Source organism: Curvibacter sp. GW821-FHT01G03 (assembly GCF_059422285.1).
Window position 1 is genome coordinate 358550 of sequence record NZ_JBWKWP010000006.1, and the last position, 14510, is coordinate 373059.

The following is a 14510-nucleotide window of genomic DNA, read 5'->3' on the forward strand; positions in this document are numbered from 1 at the left end:
GTTCCTGGTTCTGAGTTTCTCACCGCCCCGCGATGGTCTTCAGCCCTTCTCCTCCACCCCCAGAGCTGGGCGCCCAGGTGCGCCGCCGCTTTGTGGATGTGTTGGTCCAGGGCCTGCCTGCATTGGCAGAGGCCTGTGAAACCCAGCTGCTGGCGCTGGCCAGCCAGACAGGCACGGCGCGTGACATGCAGTTGCACCGCGATGCCTGGCTGAGCTGGCAACAGCACCGCAAGGCTTTTGTCGAAGGCTTGCAGTCAGCCTGGCTGAAGGCCTTGCATCCGCCCGGGCCCTCAGCGCCGCGCACCGCACAGCTCGACGTGATGAACCTGCAACTGGTGGGCGACGATGTGCTCGACAACCAGATCACCGCCTCGCGCATGGCCCAGGCCTTGTCCGAGCGTGTGGGCGCGGGCTTTCAGGAGTTGCGCGGCAAGCTGCAGGAGTTGCCTCGCGGGGGGGATCTGGGCGCCGATGACGTGCTGCGGCAGGAAACCCTGTGCCAGCACCTGATCGAGCAATGGGTGGCCAGTGGCCTGAACCGCGACGTGTTGCTGCTGTTGTCCGAGCGCATCAAAGAAATTCTGGCGCCCCAGATCCAGGAGGCCTACCGCCAGGCCAACCAGTGGTTGCAACAGCGTGGTGTGGTGGCTTCGGATGACCTGCGCAGCAGGGTCAAACGGGCACCGGCCTCGCCCGGTGTCATGGAGACTGGCGTCTCGGGCACGGCGCCACTGTCGTCCGCGGCAGAGCTCAGCGGGCGTCCGGGCGTGTCCGGTGATGGCCCTGGGCGCCTGCACACCGCCCGCACCGGGGGTGATGAGACCCAGATCCTGTCGGGCAGTTCGCCGCTGATGCGCGCTCGGGCCCGGGCCCATGGCCTGATCGGCCAGCTGCAGCGCTTGCTGGTGCGCTCGGTGGGCGATGTGCCCGCCGTGGCCGCCGCCCTGTCGTCCCAGGGCTCGATCTCGGGCGCTGTGGGGGCCGTGGGTGGTGCGGGTTTGGCGCAGGGGCTGATGGTGGCCCGTGGTGGCGCACCGGCCAGTGAGGCTTTGGCTCAAGCCCTCATGCCCATGTTGACCACGGGGGCCAGCATGGGGGGCGTGGGCCAGCGCATGGCTTCGGTGCAGAACCTGTTCATGATGGAGGGCACCCCAGCCGGGGTGGCAGCCGCGGCCGGCGCCTTGCGCGACAAATCGGCCGAGCTCAAGAAGAAGACGGCCAACCCCGCTGAAAAGGCCACCATCGAAATCGTGGCCTTGATGTTCCAGAGCATTCTGTCTGAGGAACGTCTGCCGCCGGCGATCCGGGTCTGGTTTGCCAGGCTGCAGGTGCCCGTGCTGCGGGTGGCCTTGGCCGAGCCCGAGTTCTTTGACAACCTCAGCCACCCGGCCCGCCTGCTGATCGACCGCATGGGCTCGTGCGTGCTGGGCTTTGATGACAACACCATCGCTGACTCTGCCCTGGAGGCCGAGATCCGTCGCGTGGTGCAGGTGATCGAGCAGTACCCCGAAACCGGGCGTCGTGTGTTCCAGCTGGTGCACGATGAGTTCCAGAAGTTCCTCAACCGCTTCCTGACCGAGAAAGGCAAGACGGCGCGCCTGGTGACCGTCGCCCAGCAGGTGGAGCAGAAAGAGGCGCTGGCCATCCAGTACACGATCGAGATGCGCAACATGCTCAAGGACATGCCGGTGCGCGACGAGATCCGGGATTTCCTGTTCAAGGTGTGGTCCGAGGTGCTGGCCCTGTCGGCCGTTCGCAGCGGGCCGCAGCACGAGAGCACGGTGGCGCTCAAGAAGGCCGCGGCCGATCTGGTGTGGGCCGCCAGTGCCAAGCCCAATCGCTCTGACCGTGCCCGTGTGATCCATGACCTGCCCATGCTGCTGCAGCACTTGCGCAAGGGCCTGGCCATGCTGGGCGTGACCGGGGCCCCGCAAGAGGCCCACATCAAGATCCTCAGCGAGACGCTGGCGGATGCCTTTTTGTCCAAGACCGAAGCCATCCCGCAGGCCACCATCGACGCGATGGCCAAGCGCCTCACCCACCTTGAGGACTACGTCACCGAAGAGGGCCTGGACGAACTGCCACTGGATGCAGAAAGCCTGGAGGTGATGCTGGGGGTGGATGGTGCTGCGCTCACCGTGGTGGCCGGCGGAGGCACCCAGCCCAGCGAGGACATGCTGGCCTGGGCGCTCGAATTGCAGACCGGGCTCTGGTTTTCACTCGACCACAACGGCTCGGTCAAGCAGGTGCAGTACGCCTGGCGCAGCGACCGGCGCCAGTTGCACCTGTTCGCGGCCATGGATGGCAGCAGTTACCTGATTCAGCTGCGCCGCCTGGCGGCCTATCTGCAGGCGGGGTTGATGGTGCCCCAGGAGGAAGAGACCCTCACCCTGCGGGCCACCCGAGACGCCCTGGCCAAGCTCGACGCCAACCCCGAACGCCTGCTCAACTGAGGTCCGGCCGGCCTTGGCGGCGTTGGCCTGGGATCAGTGCAGCGTCTGCGTGCTGCGGTCGTGGCACAGCTCGTCCAGCACCAAGGCACTGGGCTCGTGGTCGAACTGCCAGAACACCATGCGGATGATGATTTTCAGCTCTTCCAGCGTCAGCGGACGGTCGTGCGCGGCGGTGGCCCGGTCCATCACCACCTCATGCAGTTCGGTCGGCAGGGCCTTGGCGGCCTGCAGGAACAGCAGAAAGCCCAAGCCCTCCGAGCCCAGGTGCTCGATCTCGCGGGGCAGGTAGGCTCGAAGGCTGTCCTGACGGGCCGCCTGTACACGGGGACGGTTGAGTGGGCTCGTGCCACTGCCGCCAGGGCGGGGCAGCACGGCGCGCATGCCTGCGGCGGTCTGCTGCAGATCCTCCAGCCAGTCGAGCGCTTGCTCGATCTCCTCCGACTCGAACCCGACCGCTGTCAGCTTGTGGCCCAGCTGAGTCAGTTCGGGGCAGGCGTCGCTGCGCCCATAGTTTTCGTACACAAAGACCAGAACATCCATCATCCGGGCAATATAGCCGAGTTCGCCGGGCCCCCCTTTTGGCCCCGCTTTGCCTGCGCCGTGGTCGGGACTCAAGCCATGCCGATGCGCTGAAAGCGCCCACCCGGCAGGCGGCTGATCTGGCCGTTGAGCTCAAGTGTCAGCAGGCGTGCCTGCAGCGTCGGGGTGGACCAGCCGCAGCGGGCCTGCAGGGTGTCCAGTGTGCAGGGGTCCTGACCCAGCGCGTCCAGCACCTCGTCGCCCGTGGCGGGGGCGCCCTCGGCCGCCGCCTCATGGCGGCTTGCCAGGCCGGGCAGCTCGGGCTGGGGCACACCGGGTGAACGGGGTGAATCGGGTGAATCGGACGACGGCAGCTCCTCCAGGATGTCCTGCACGGTTTCCACCAGCTTGGCGCCCTGGCGGATCAGCGCGTGGCAGCCCCTGGATTGCGGGGCATGGATCGAGCCCGGGATGGCGAACACCTCTTTGCCCTGCTCGGCCGCCAGACGGGCCGTGACCAGCGAGCCCGAGGCCAGGGCCGCCTCCACCACCAGGGTGCCGCGCGCCAGGGCCGCGATCAGTCGGTTGCGCTTGGGAAAGTTGGCGGCCAGGGGCGGGGTGCCCAGCGGGTATTCGCTCAGCATCACCCCTTGCAGTGCCACGCGGTGGGCCAGCGCGCGGTGTTGGCGCGGGTACACCCGGTCCAGGCCGGTGCCCACCACCGCCCACGTGGGCCCGTGGGCGGTGTCGGGCCTGCCTGCCGCGGCGCTCAGGGCCCCTTCGTGCGCAGCGCCGTCAATGCCCAGGGCCAATCCGGACACCACGCAGAAGCCATGGCCGACCAGGCTGTGGGCGAAGGCGTGTGCATTCTCCAGGCCTTGGGCGCTGGGGTTGCGGCTGCCAACCACGGCCATGGCCTGCAGCGGTGCGTCGCTGGGGGGCAAGGGGCGGCCACTCAGGGCATACAGCATCAAGGGGGGATCGGCCAGTTGCAGCAGATCGGCGGGATAGGCGGGGTCGCCCAGTGTCAGCACTTGGTGACACAGGCCTTCGGTCGGGTTCTGCAGCCAGTCCCAGGTGCGCTCCAGCAGGGTCTGCAGGCCCGCGGGAGGCTGGCACAGGGCCTGGGTCTGCGCGGGCGTGGCCAGGGTACCGAGTTGGTCCCTGGGGGCTTCGAACACCGCCTCGGCCGAGCCCAGGGCCGCGAGCAGGCGCCGGGCACTCTGGTTGCCCACGCCCGGACTCAGTGTCAGGCGCAGCCAGGCCTGGAGTTCTTCTCGTTGCAGCGCCATGCCGGGCCCCGGGGGTGGAGCGCCGCGATCAGAGGGGGTTGACCAGGCGGTCGCCCACACGCACGGCCTGCTTGATCTCCAGGATCAGCGCGTACGAGATGCGGTCGAAGCAGCGGAACACCATCAGGAGGCCGTTGCGTTCGTCGGGCAATTTCATGCGGGCGCGCGAGCCGTCACTGGTGTCCAGCAGGCGGGCCCCTTCGCTGAGGATGGCCAGCACATGCCCGGGTTCGATGCCGTCGCGTGTGCCCAGGTTGATCGCCACGATCTGGTTTTGTGCCGCGTTGGCCACCGCACTGCCGTAGATCGAGGCCACGCGGCCGCGCTCGGTGGGCACCTGAGGGGCCCGGGGCACGTAGTTCATCAACTGGCGGGGGGGCTCGGGCAACAGGCGGTCGCCAGCGCGGATCTCTTCCTTGATCGAGGTGATGTCGATCGAGGCCGGGATGATCTCGGTGGGCGGCGGTGGCTTCTTGGTGGCCGGGTAGCCGCCTTCGCTGACGTTGCTGGCCGGGAAGGGGCGCACCACCGGGGTGTCGTCGGGCTCGTCCTGTGCGCCTTCGGCGCGAATCAAGCGGGCACGCCCGAGGTACTGGGCCTCATACCCAAGGATCTTGCCGTCGTTCGGGTCCTTGATCGGGGTCGCGCTGCGGAACACCCTGAAGTCGCGCGGCAGGCCCGGGCCCATCAGCAGCGGGGTGCTGGCTTCGCCGCGCGCGTAGGCCCGGTCGCCGCGGCTCATCAGCACGCGGTCGTCCTGTGCGGCCACGATGTGAGGCGCTTGCAGCAAGGTGTTTTCGTCGACCACCACGGGCTCTGCGAGGAAGGGCTCGATCAGGTGGCTGCGCAGGGTGGGCAGGGCGTTGTCTGCCAGCGACTCGTAGCGCGAGCGCGGCGACACCCGCACGGTGGGGATGTCGGCCGAGCCGTCGGCCGGGCTGAGGCTCAGGCGGGCCATCCCGTTCTGGCGGATCAGGTAGAGCGTCTGCCCAGGGTAGATCAGGTGGGGGTTGCTGACCTGTTCGAAGTTCATGCCCCACAGCGCCGGCCAGCGCCAGGGTTTTTTCAGGAACACGCCTGAAATGCCCCACAGGGTGTCGCCGCCTTTGACCGTGTAGGTGTTGGGGGCGCTGGCGGACAGTTCGCCTTCAGGCACACCATTCTGGGCGGCCTGCTGGGCACTGGCTTTCTGTTCGCTGGTGACGGGGTAGCGCTGTGCCCAGGCGGGCACAGCGGCAAGGCCCAGCATCGAGAGGGCGGAAAACGTGATCAGCCGTCGATCGCTGCGCACGGGCTGATGGTGGTGGTCTTTTGGCATTCCTGCAGCTCCCGGGGTCCGCCGTCAAAGGTCGGCTTCAACCCGGCGGAACGTCACAAAACGGGTCAGATTTTGCGCCCAAGCCCTTGATTGGGCAATGAAAAATGAACCCAGCCCGGGAGGGGCAAGCCAAAAGTGGCGAAAATAGCGACAACTGCTGCGAAACGCCATGGCTCTTCTACCCATTCTCTGTTACCCCGATCCCCGCCTGCACAAGGTGGCCAAGCCCGTCACCTCGTTTGACGAGCGCCTGCAACAACGTGTGGCCGATATGTTCGAGACCATGTACGACGCCAAGGGCATCGGCCTGGCGGCCACCCAGGTGGATTTCCACGAGCGTCTGATCGTGATCGATGTCTCCGAAGACCGGGATCAGCCGCTGGTGCTGATCAACCCCGAAATCACCTGGGCCAGCGAAGAGCACCACGTGGGTGACGAAGGTTGCCTGTCGGTGCCGGGCATCTATGACGGCGTTGAACGCGCTGCCGCAGTGCGGGTGAAGGCGCTGGACGCCCAGGGCCAGTCGCGCGAGATCAGTGCCGAGGGCCTGCTGGCCGTCTGCATCCAGCACGAGATGGACCACTTGCTGGGCAAGGTGTTTGTCGAGTACCTGTCTCCGCTCAAGCGCAATCGCATCAAGACCAAGATGCTCAAGCTGCAACGCGAGGCCCGCGAATGAGTGGGCTCCGGGCTCGGCACGGGCTGGCTTCGTGCCTGCTGGCGCTGGGCCTGGCAGGCTGTGCGGGTTGGGTGGGGCCGCGCTTTCCGATGTCGCAGCCTTTGGGCTCGACCCGGGCCGAGGTGCTGGCCCGGTTGGGTGAGCCCACCGCCCGCTACGCCCTGCCTCAGGGCGAGCGGCTGCAGTATTCGTTCCTGCCGGCCGGGGTGACGGTCTACAACCTGGACCTGGATGCCGAGGGCCGGCTGCGGCGTGTGGATCAGCCCCTGCTGAAAAGCCGCATCGACGCTGACATGGTGATCGACCAGACCCGGGCCGAGGACATCCGTCTGCTGTATGGCCAGCCGCTGCGCATCGATCAGGTGGCCCGCTTCGAGGGCTCGGTCTGGGTCTATCAATTTCTCGATCTCAACGAACCTTTCTATGCCTACCTGCACCTGGACCCCCAAGGCGTGCTGCGCCGCGTGATCTACCAGCAGGTTCGCAATCCGCCCAATGGGCACCACCTTGGATGACACCTGCCGTCTGGCGGGGCTGAACGCATGAGAGTGATTTTTGCCGGTACGCCGGAGTTTGCCCGCGTGGCGCTGGAGCGGCTGCATGCGGCCGGTTTTGAGGTCCCGCTGGTGCTCACCCAGCCCGACCGGCCTGCCGGCCGCGGCCTCAAGCTGCAGCCTTCCCCGGTCAAGCAATGGGCCGTGGCGCAAGGGGTGGCCGTGGCACAACCGCGCAGCCTGCGGCTCGATGGCAAGTACCCCGATGAGGCCGCCGCGGCGCGCGAGGCCATCCTGGCGGCGCAGGCCGACGTGATGGTGGTGGCTGCCTACGGGTTGATCCTGCCGCAGTGGGTGCTGGACACGCCCCGCCTGGGCTGCCTGAACATCCACGCCTCGCTGCTGCCGCGCTGGCGCGGTGCGGCGCCCATCCACCGTGCCATCGAGGCGGGTGACACCGATACCGGCGTCACCATCATGCAGATGGATGCCGGGCTGGACACGGGCGACATGTTGCTGGTGGAGCGCTTGCCCATTTCAGGCACCGAGACCACCGCCACCTTGCACGATCGCCTGGCCACTCTGGGCGGGCGGATGATCGTCGAAGCCCTGGAACTGGCCGCCTGTGGTGGCCTGCGCCCTGTGCCACAACCGGCCGAAGGCGTGAACTACGCGCACAAGATCGAAAAGGCCGAGGCTGCGATGGACTGGGCGTTGTCGGCCGAAGTCATTGGCCGCCGGGTGCGCGCCTTCGATCCTTTTCCGGGTGCCCAGACGGTGTTGGGGGCCGAGACGATCAAGGTCTGGGCGGCCACCCCTGAGCCCGGTGCGGGCGACACCCCGGGACGCATCCTGGCGGTGGACGAGGGCGGCGTGCTGGTGCAGTGCGGGCAAGGCCGGCTGCGCCTGAGTGTGTTGCAGCGTGCTGGCGGCAAGCGCCTGCCGGTGGCTGATTTTCTGCGCGGCTTTCCCTTGCAGGTGGATGCCGTGCTCGGCACCGTGGCCTGAGGCCGGACGCACGCGATGTTTCTGCGCCCTGCCCATTACCGCCACTCAGCCTTCGCCGCCGGCATGAGCCAGATGTGGCCCCAGGCCCCGGGCATTGCCGCCTGGGGACTGATGACGGGCGTGGCCATGGTCAAGTCGGGCATGAGCGTCTTCGAGTCCGTGCTCATGACCTTGCTGGTGTTTGCCGGCAGCTCGCAACTGGCGGCCATTCCCTTGCTGGTGGCCGGGGCCCCGGCCTGGGTGATCCTGGCCACGGGCTTTTGCGTCAACCTGCGTTTTGTGGTGTTCAGCCTGCATTTGCGCCCCTACCTGATGCACCTGCCGCTGTGGGAGCGCCTGATGCATGGCTACCTCACGGCCGACCTGACCTATGTGCTGTTCACACGGCATTACCCCAAGCCCGGGGTGAACGCCGAAGAGCGCCTGGCCCAAACCGCTTATCTGGCGGGCAACTGCGTGGTCAACTGGGGTAGCTGGATCTCGGCCAGCCTGGTGGGTGTGGTGGCCGCCAATTTCATCCCCACGCAATGGGGGCTGGGTTTCGCCGGCATCCTGTGCCTGATCGGCATCCTGTGTTCGCTGGCCAGCACGCGGCTGCGCGCGGTGGCGGTGGCGGTGGCCGGTGTGGCCGCCGTGCTGGCCTATGCCTTGCCACTCAAGCTCAACATCGTGGCCGCCATTGCGGTGGCCGTGCTGCTGTGTCTGAGCCTGGAGCGCTTTGAACCTCGGCGCGCGGCAGGCGCCCCGCACTGAATCGCATCGCCTGAAAACACCTGATGGAAAGCACCTGATGGGGACTACCGACCTCTGGACCGTTGCCGTCATCATCGGCCTGGCCTGCGTGACCGTGATCGCACGCAGCTTCTTTTTCATGTCGAGCAAGCCCTGGAGCCTGCCCCACTGGGCCCAGCGAGGTTTGCAGTACGCACCCATCGCGGCCCTGGCGGCGGTGGTGGTGCCCGAGGTGGTGATGGTGCAGGGCCATCTCACCCCTTCGTTGCAGGACGCTCGACTGTATGGTGCCCTGGCCGGTGCTGCGGCCTATTACTGGAAGAAGGACGTGCTGCTGACCATTGTGCTGGGCATGGCGGTGTACCTGCCGCTGCACATCGGCCTGGGCTGGTGAGGCGTCGGGGCCGGCCCTGGGCCTGGGTTGTGTCAGTTTGACGAAGCCCATGCTTCTAGAATGGATGGGTTTTGTCCAGAACCAAAGCCAAGCCATGAACGTCATCCGATTTTCCGACCTGTGCGCCAGCGGCCAAGCCCGCGACAAGCGCGTCTTCATCCGAGCCGACCTGAACGTGCCCCAGGACGACGCAGGCCACATCACCGAAGACACCCGCATCCGTGCCAGCGTTCCCTGCATCCAGATGGCGCTGCAGGCCGGTGCTGCCGTGATGGTCACCTCGCACCTGGGCCGCCCGACCGAGGGTGAGTTCAAGCCCGAGGACTCGCTGGCCCCCGTGGCCAAGCGCCTGGGCGAGCTGCTGGGGCGCGAGGTGCCTTTGGTCTCCAACTGGGTCGACGGCGTGAGCGTGGCCCCTGGCCAGGTGGTCCTGCTTGAAAACTGCCGCCTGAACGTGGGCGAGAAAAAGAACAAGGAAGAGCTGGCCCGCAAACTGGCTGCCCTGTGCGACATCTTTGTGCACGACGCCTTTGGCACCGCACACCGTGCCGAGGGCACCACCTACGGCATCGCCCAGTTTGCCCCCGTGGCCTGTGCCGGTCCGCTGCTGGCGGCCGAGATCGACGCCATCTCCAAGGCCCTGGCCAATCCCAAGCGCCCGCTGGCCGCCATCGTGGCTGGCAGCAAGGTCAGCACCAAGCTGACCATTCTGCAAAGTCTGGCCAAGAACGTTGATCAGTTGATCGTGGGCGGCGGCATTGCCAACACCTTCATGCTGGCGGCCGGCCTGAAGATCGGCAAGAGTCTGGCCGAGCCAGACCTGCTGGGCGAAGCCACGGCCGTGATTGCAGCCATGAAGGCGCGCGGCGCCGAGGTACCGATCCCCACCGACGTGGTGGTGGCCAAGACCTTCGCCATCGACGCCCCGGCCACCGTCAAGAAGGCCACCGAGGTGGAGGACGACGACCTGATCCTGGACATCGGCCCCGAGACCGCGGCCCGCCTGGCCACCCAGCTTAAGGCGGCCGGCACCATCGTCTGGAATGGTCCGGTGGGTGTGTTCGAGTTCCCTGCCTTCGAGAACGGCACCAAGGTGATCGCCCAGGCCATCGCTGAATCGAGTGCTTTCAGCATCGCCGGCGGTGGCGACACCCTGGCGGCGATTGCCAAGTACGGCATCGAAAAGCAGGTGGGCTACATCTCCACCGGCGGTGGCGCTTTCCTCGAAGTGCTGGAAGGCAAGACCCTGCCGGCCTTCGAGATCCTGTCGCGCCGCGCCAGCGAGCAGTGATTCCCCGGCCCGATTCTGTGCCCCTCAGGGGCCTGGGCCGGATGCAAAAAAGCCCCGTCAATGACGGGGCTTTTTGTTGGGCGGGTCGGCGGTGATCAGGCCGGCATCGGTTGCGGTACGCTGGTGGCCTGACCCTTGAAGTCGGTCCAGCAGCGGCGCGTGAAGTCATACAGCTTGCAGGCGCGGGCGGTCTTGAAGTACCAGCTCCACGAGAAAGGCTGGATGATGATGCGGCCTGGCAGCAGGTCTTCCAGCATCTTCTGGGCGTCCTTCAGGCGGTACAGCGGAATGCTCATGTCCACGTGGTGGGCGGTGTGCTCCATGATGTGGTGCAGCACGGCGCCGATCTGCAACGGGAAGGTCAGGTGCACGGTGGTCGACACAAAAGGCTGGGCACGGGTCCAGGCAGCCTTGTTGTCATGCCAGGACACCTTCACATGGGTGTGGTGCACGTACACCACGAAACCGATCATGGCGAACCAGAACATCATCGGCACCACAAAGCCCAGCAGCAGCAGGGTGGCGATGGACTGGCCGGTGCTCAGGGCCGAGGCCACCAGGGCGCTGATCCAGACCACACCGTAGGCCGACACGCCCACGCAATCCCACAAGAACAGCGGGCGACGGGTGCCCATGCTCGACTTGGCTGGAAAGAACATCTTCTTCCACCAGATTTCGATCATGTAGTACAGGCCGGGGGCCCAGCCGCTGCGGTACAGGCGTTCCATGAAGCGGCGACCCGGGGTCATGGCCTCGAACTCGGCCTGGGTCTTGGGTTCCCAGACGAAATCCACACCCTTCAGGTTGGTGAAGCCATGGTGCACCACGTTGTGGCCCACGTCCCACAGGCTGTAGGGCGTGATCGAGGGCAAAAAGGCGATGCGGCCCAGCCATTTGTTCAGGCGGCGGTGCGGTGTCAGGCTCTGGTGACAGGCGTCGTGGCCAATGATGAACAGGCGGCCCAGCATGAAGCCGGCGGCCAGGCCGCACAGCAGCTTGAGCCAGACCGAACCCAGCAGCACCACGCCACTGAGGAAGGCGCCCAGCACGGCGTAATCGAAAGCCAGCAACACAATGGCCCACAGCGTGGTGCGCTCGGACAGGGGAATCAGCCACGAGCGGATGATCTTGCGGTGGGGCAGGGGGAGGTCCGGAGCCAGCGGTGCGGGCAGCGGTTGAGGGGAGTTCTGAGTGACGTTCATGGTCGCCTAAAGGATTCTGCGAATTTAGCGGCAGGTGCGGATGGTAGGGCTTTGTCAAGACAGGCCGTTGACGCGCCTCAAAGCTGATGCATTTGCCCTGTGGCAAAGCCCCATTGGTCTGCCTGGGATTGCCGTCGGTCTAAATGCTTCAAAACCAGGATTTTCAATCATCCGCGCAGCCGGCAGCGCTGGTGCGCCACACCGCGGGCGCGCACGGCTCGCGCAGCACCCTGGCGCGCACCCGGCGGGCGTGGTTCTGACGCAGACCAAGCCCGGGGCCGCGCACAATGCAAGCCGGATCGAATGTCCGTGTCCGCTAGGCGGGCATTGCGGATGGCATGTACCGCGTTGGTAACTCGATCCGTGTGAAAATAGAAACTAAGTTACAGGAGACACTGCATGAGCACCCGCCGCGCCACCAAAATCGTCGCCACCCTTGGCCCCGCCTCCAGCGATCCCGATCTGCTGGAAAAAATGATCCGTGCGGGCGTCAATGTCGTGCGGCTGAATTTCAGCCATGGCAAGGCCCAGGACCACATCGACCGCGCCACCCTGGTGCGTGCTGCTGCCCAGCGCGCCGGGCGCGAAGTGGCCATCATGGCTGACCTGCAGGGGCCGAAGATCCGCGTCGGCAAGTTCGCCGAAGGCAAGGTGATGCTTGAGCCGGGCATGCCGTTCGTGCTGGATGCCTCACGCGCCGAGCCGGGTGACCTGCAGGGCGTTGGGCTGGACTACAAGGAGCTGCCGCGCGACGTCAAGGCGGGCGACGTGCTGCTGCTCAACGACGGCCTGATCGTGCTGACCGTCACCGCCGTGCGCGGCGAGCAGGTGCACACCGTGGTCAAGCTCGGTGGTGAGCTGTCCAACAACAAGGGCATCAACAAACAGGGGGGCGGCCTGACCGCCCCGGCGCTGACCGCCAAAGACATGGAAGACATCCGCACCGCGATGAGCTTCCAGGCCGACTACGTGGCGGTGAGCTTTCCCAAGAACGCCACCGACATGGAAATGGCTCGCCAGCTGTGCAACGTGGCCGCGGCCGAATACCGCCACAAGCCGGGCCTGATCGCCAAGATCGAACGGGCCGAGGCCATCCCGCGCCTGGAGGAAATCCTGGCCGCCAGCGACGGCATCATGGTGGCGCGCGGCGACCTGGCTGTCGAAGTGGGCAACGCGGTGGTGCCGGCGCTGCAAAAGCGCATGATCCGCCTGGCCCGCGACAACGACAAGGTCGTGATCACCGCCACCCAGATGATGGAAAGCATGATCACCAACCCCGTGCCCACCCGCGCCGAGGTCAGTGACGTGGCCAACGCCGTGCTCGACGGCACCGATGCCGTGATGCTTTCGGCCGAGACCGCCGCCGGCAAATTTCCGCTTGAGACGGTCGAGGAGATGGCCAAGATCTGCAGCGCTGCCGAGGCCGCCGAGGAAGTCGAACTGGAAGCCGACTTCATGGGCAAATCGTTCAATCGCATCGACCAATCGATCGCCATGGGCGCGCTGTTCACGGCTCACCACCTGGGCGCCAAGGCCATCGTGGCCATGACGGACAGTGGCTCGACCGCCCTGTGGATGAGCCGTCACCGCATCCACGTGCCCATCTACGCCCTCACCACCAAGGTGGCCACGCAGCGCCGCATGGCCTTGTTCCGCAATGTGCGCCCCCTGCTCATGGACACCAGTGGCGACCGCGATACCGCCTTGGTTCAGGCCGAAGCCCACCTCAAGAAGCGCGGCATCGTGGGCAGCGGTGATGTGTACGCCATCACCTGTGGCGAGCCCATGGGGGCACCCGGCGGCACCAACATGCTGAAGATCTGCCGCGTCAGCTGAGCGCGACCCTTCCTCTGGCACCCGGAAGGGCGCCAGGGAGCGGCCCTGGGAGCCCGTCTGGGCATGGCGTGGCGTGGCGACATACGGCTAAAATCTCCGCAGTTACAGCGGGGTTACCAAGCCGGGGCTTGCCCGCGTTCACCGATTCATCATTACCTCCCAGGGATCTACACCATGTCTCTCGTTTCCATGCGCGAACTGCTGGACCACGCCGCCGCCAACGGCTACGGCATTCCAGCCTTCAACGTCAACAACCTGGAGCAGGTTCAGGCCGTGATGGCTGCGGCCGACGAAGTGGGCGCTCCGGTCATCCTGCAGGCCAGCGCCGGTGCCCGCAAGTACGCCGGTGAGCCCTTCATCAAGCACCTGATCCAGGCCGCCACCGAAGCCTATCCCCACATTCCGCTGGTGATGCACCAGGACCACGGCACCAGCCCCAAGATCTGTGCTGGCGCCGTCGACCTGGGCTTCGGCTCGGTGATGATGGACGGTTCGCTGCGTGAAGACGGCAAGACCCCGGCCGACTTCGCCTACAACGTGGACGTCACCCGTCAGGTGGTTGCCATGGCCCACAAGGTTGGCGTCACCGTGGAAGGCGAACTCGGCTGCCTGGGCTCACTGGAAACCGGCGAGGCGGGCGAAGAAGATGGCATCGGTGCCGTCGGCAAGCTCGACCACAGCCAGATGCTGACCGACCCCGAAGAGGCGGCCCGCTTCGTCCAGGAAACCCAGCTCGATGCCCTGGCCATTGCCATCGGCACCAGCCACGGCGCCTACAAATTCAGCCGTCCGCCCACCGGCGATGTGCTGGCCATCAGCCGCGTCAAGGAAATCCACGCCCGCATCCCCAACACCCACCTGGTGATGCATGGTTCGTCGTCGGTGCCCCAGGAACTGCTGGCCCTGATCAACCAGTACGGCGGCAAGATGAAGGAAACCTACGGCGTGCCCGTGGCCGAAATCCAGGAAGCCATCAAGTTCGGCGTGCGCAAGATCAACATCGACACCGACATCCGCCTGGCCATGACCGGCGCGGTGCGCAAGTTCCTGGCCGAGAACCCCGACAAGTTCGATGCCCGCGAGTGGCTCAAGCCGGCCCGCGAAGCCGCCAAGGCGGTGTGCAAGCAGCGCTACCTCGAATTCGGTTGCGAAGGCCAGGGTGCCAAGATCAAGGGCGCGACCCTGCAGATCATGGCCGCACGCTACGCCGCCGGCGAGTTGGCCCAGGTGGTGAACTGAGGCCCCCACGCTCCCTCACTTCGTGTGGTCGCTGCCCCCCAAGGGGGCCCAGC

At 66.3% G+C, this 14510-nt stretch carries 13 protein-coding genes; 9 read left to right on the forward strand and 4 right to left on the reverse strand.

Annotated elements, in window-relative coordinates:
* Positions 1–32 precede the first annotated feature (32 nt).
* A complete protein-coding gene (locus AC07VS_RS10970) occupies positions 33–2453 on the forward strand; it encodes a DUF1631 family protein (protein WP_494655731.1) in 2421 nt (806 codons plus the stop codon).
* Positions 2454–2486: 33 nt separating this feature from the next.
* Here AC07VS_RS10970 and AC07VS_RS10975 read toward each other — a convergent pair whose 3' ends face one another.
* The 3 genes from AC07VS_RS10975 to AC07VS_RS10985 all read right to left on the reverse strand — a co-directional run bounded on the left by AC07VS_RS10975 (position 2487) and on the right by AC07VS_RS10985 (position 5582).
* The gene (locus tag AC07VS_RS10975) at positions 2487–2996 is read right to left on the reverse strand and encodes a Smg family protein (protein ID WP_494655730.1); all 510 of its coding nucleotides are present in this window, start codon (positions 2994–2996) and stop codon (positions 2487–2489) included.
* A gap of 68 nt (positions 2997–3064) precedes the next feature.
* Complete coding sequence (gene dprA, locus AC07VS_RS10980; RefSeq protein ID WP_494750963.1) at positions 3065–4258, reverse strand: DNA-processing protein DprA; 1194 nt, start codon at positions 4256–4258, stop codon at positions 3065–3067.
* A gap of 34 nt (positions 4259–4292) precedes the next feature.
* Positions 4293–5582, reverse strand: coding sequence for a LysM peptidoglycan-binding domain-containing protein (locus AC07VS_RS10985; protein WP_492349919.1), 1290 nt, complete (start codon positions 5580–5582; stop codon positions 4293–4295).
* A 169-nt stretch (positions 5583–5751) separates the two neighbouring features.
* On the opposite strand from AC07VS_RS10985, the gene def reads away from it, so the two are divergent.
* The 6 genes from def (at position 5752) to AC07VS_RS11015 (ending at position 10180) form a co-directional block, all read left to right on the forward strand.
* Complete coding sequence (gene def / locus AC07VS_RS10990; protein ID WP_492349920.1) at positions 5752–6261, forward strand: peptide deformylase; 510 nt, start codon at positions 5752–5754, stop codon at positions 6259–6261.
* Positions 6258–6776 (forward strand): hypothetical protein, encoded by a 519-nt coding sequence (locus AC07VS_RS10995; protein WP_494750955.1) that lies wholly within the window; start codon positions 6258–6260, stop codon positions 6774–6776. Before def ends, AC07VS_RS10995 begins: the two co-directional genes overlap by 4 nt.
* Positions 6777–6803: 27 nt before the next feature.
* Entirely contained in the window at positions 6804–7763 is a 960-nt protein-coding gene (gene fmt, locus AC07VS_RS11000; RefSeq protein WP_494750956.1) for a methionyl-tRNA formyltransferase, read from the forward strand.
* Between the two features lie 15 nt (positions 7764–7778).
* A complete protein-coding gene (locus tag AC07VS_RS11005) occupies positions 7779–8516 on the forward strand; it encodes an AzlC family ABC transporter permease (protein ID WP_492349923.1) in 738 nt (245 codons plus the stop codon).
* A gap of 37 nt (positions 8517–8553) precedes the next feature.
* Positions 8554–8889, forward strand: coding sequence for an AzlD domain-containing protein (locus AC07VS_RS11010; RefSeq protein ID WP_492349924.1), 336 nt, complete (start codon positions 8554–8556; stop codon positions 8887–8889).
* Positions 8890–8983: 94 nt separating this feature from the next.
* The gene (locus AC07VS_RS11015) at positions 8984–10180 is read left to right on the forward strand and encodes a phosphoglycerate kinase (protein ID WP_492349925.1); all 1197 of its coding nucleotides are present in this window, start codon (positions 8984–8986) and stop codon (positions 10178–10180) included.
* A 95-nt stretch (positions 10181–10275) separates the two neighbouring features.
* On the opposite strand, the gene AC07VS_RS11020 is transcribed toward AC07VS_RS11015, so the two are convergent.
* A complete protein-coding gene (locus tag AC07VS_RS11020; RefSeq protein WP_494750957.1) occupies positions 10276–11382 on the reverse strand; it encodes a fatty acid desaturase in 1107 nt (368 codons plus the stop codon).
* Positions 11383–11781: 399 nt separating this feature from the next.
* On the opposite strand from AC07VS_RS11020, the gene pyk reads away from it, so the two are divergent.
* Both pyk and fba read left to right on the forward strand, forming a co-directional pair.
* Positions 11782–13218, forward strand: coding sequence for a pyruvate kinase (gene pyk / locus AC07VS_RS11025; RefSeq protein ID WP_492349927.1), 1437 nt, complete (start codon positions 11782–11784; stop codon positions 13216–13218).
* 174 nt (positions 13219–13392) lie between these two features.
* Positions 13393–14457: a class II fructose-bisphosphate aldolase gene (gene fba, locus AC07VS_RS11030; RefSeq protein ID WP_492349928.1), complete on the forward strand. Its 1065-nt coding sequence runs from the start codon at positions 13393–13395 to the stop codon at positions 14455–14457.
* The last annotated feature ends 53 nt before the right edge of the window (positions 14458–14510 follow it).

Excerpts from the sequence above, each read along its gene's own strand:
- AC07VS_RS10985 (WP_492349919.1), bottom strand. The coding sequence starts at position 5,582 with ATGCCAAAAGACCACCACCATCAGCCCGTGCGCAGCGATCGACGGCTG.
- def (WP_492349920.1), top strand. The coding sequence starts at position 5,752 with ATGGCTCTTCTACCCATTCTCTGTTACCCCGATCCCCGCCTGCACAAG.
- AC07VS_RS11020 (WP_494750957.1), bottom strand. The coding sequence starts at position 11,382 with ATGAACGTCACTCAGAACTCCCCTCAACCGCTGCCCGCACCGCTGGCT.
- AC07VS_RS11015 (WP_492349925.1), top strand. The coding sequence starts at position 8,984 with ATGAACGTCATCCGATTTTCCGACCTGTGCGCCAGCGGCCAAGCCCGC.
- AC07VS_RS10995 (WP_494750955.1), top strand. The coding sequence starts at position 6,258 with ATGAGTGGGCTCCGGGCTCGGCACGGGCTGGCTTCGTGCCTGCTGGCG.
- pyk (WP_492349927.1), top strand. The coding sequence starts at position 11,782 with ATGAGCACCCGCCGCGCCACCAAAATCGTCGCCACCCTTGGCCCCGCC.
- fba (WP_492349928.1), top strand. The coding sequence starts at position 13,393 with ATGTCTCTCGTTTCCATGCGCGAACTGCTGGACCACGCCGCCGCCAAC.
- AC07VS_RS11010 (WP_492349924.1), top strand. The coding sequence starts at position 8,554 with ATGGGGACTACCGACCTCTGGACCGTTGCCGTCATCATCGGCCTGGCC.
- AC07VS_RS10975 (WP_494655730.1), bottom strand. The coding sequence starts at position 2,996 with ATGATGGATGTTCTGGTCTTTGTGTACGAAAACTATGGGCGCAGCGAC.
- AC07VS_RS10970 (WP_494655731.1), top strand. The coding sequence starts at position 33 with ATGGTCTTCAGCCCTTCTCCTCCACCCCCAGAGCTGGGCGCCCAGGTG.
- fmt (WP_494750956.1), top strand. The coding sequence starts at position 6,804 with ATGAGAGTGATTTTTGCCGGTACGCCGGAGTTTGCCCGCGTGGCGCTG.
- AC07VS_RS11005 (WP_492349923.1), top strand. The coding sequence starts at position 7,779 with ATGTTTCTGCGCCCTGCCCATTACCGCCACTCAGCCTTCGCCGCCGGC.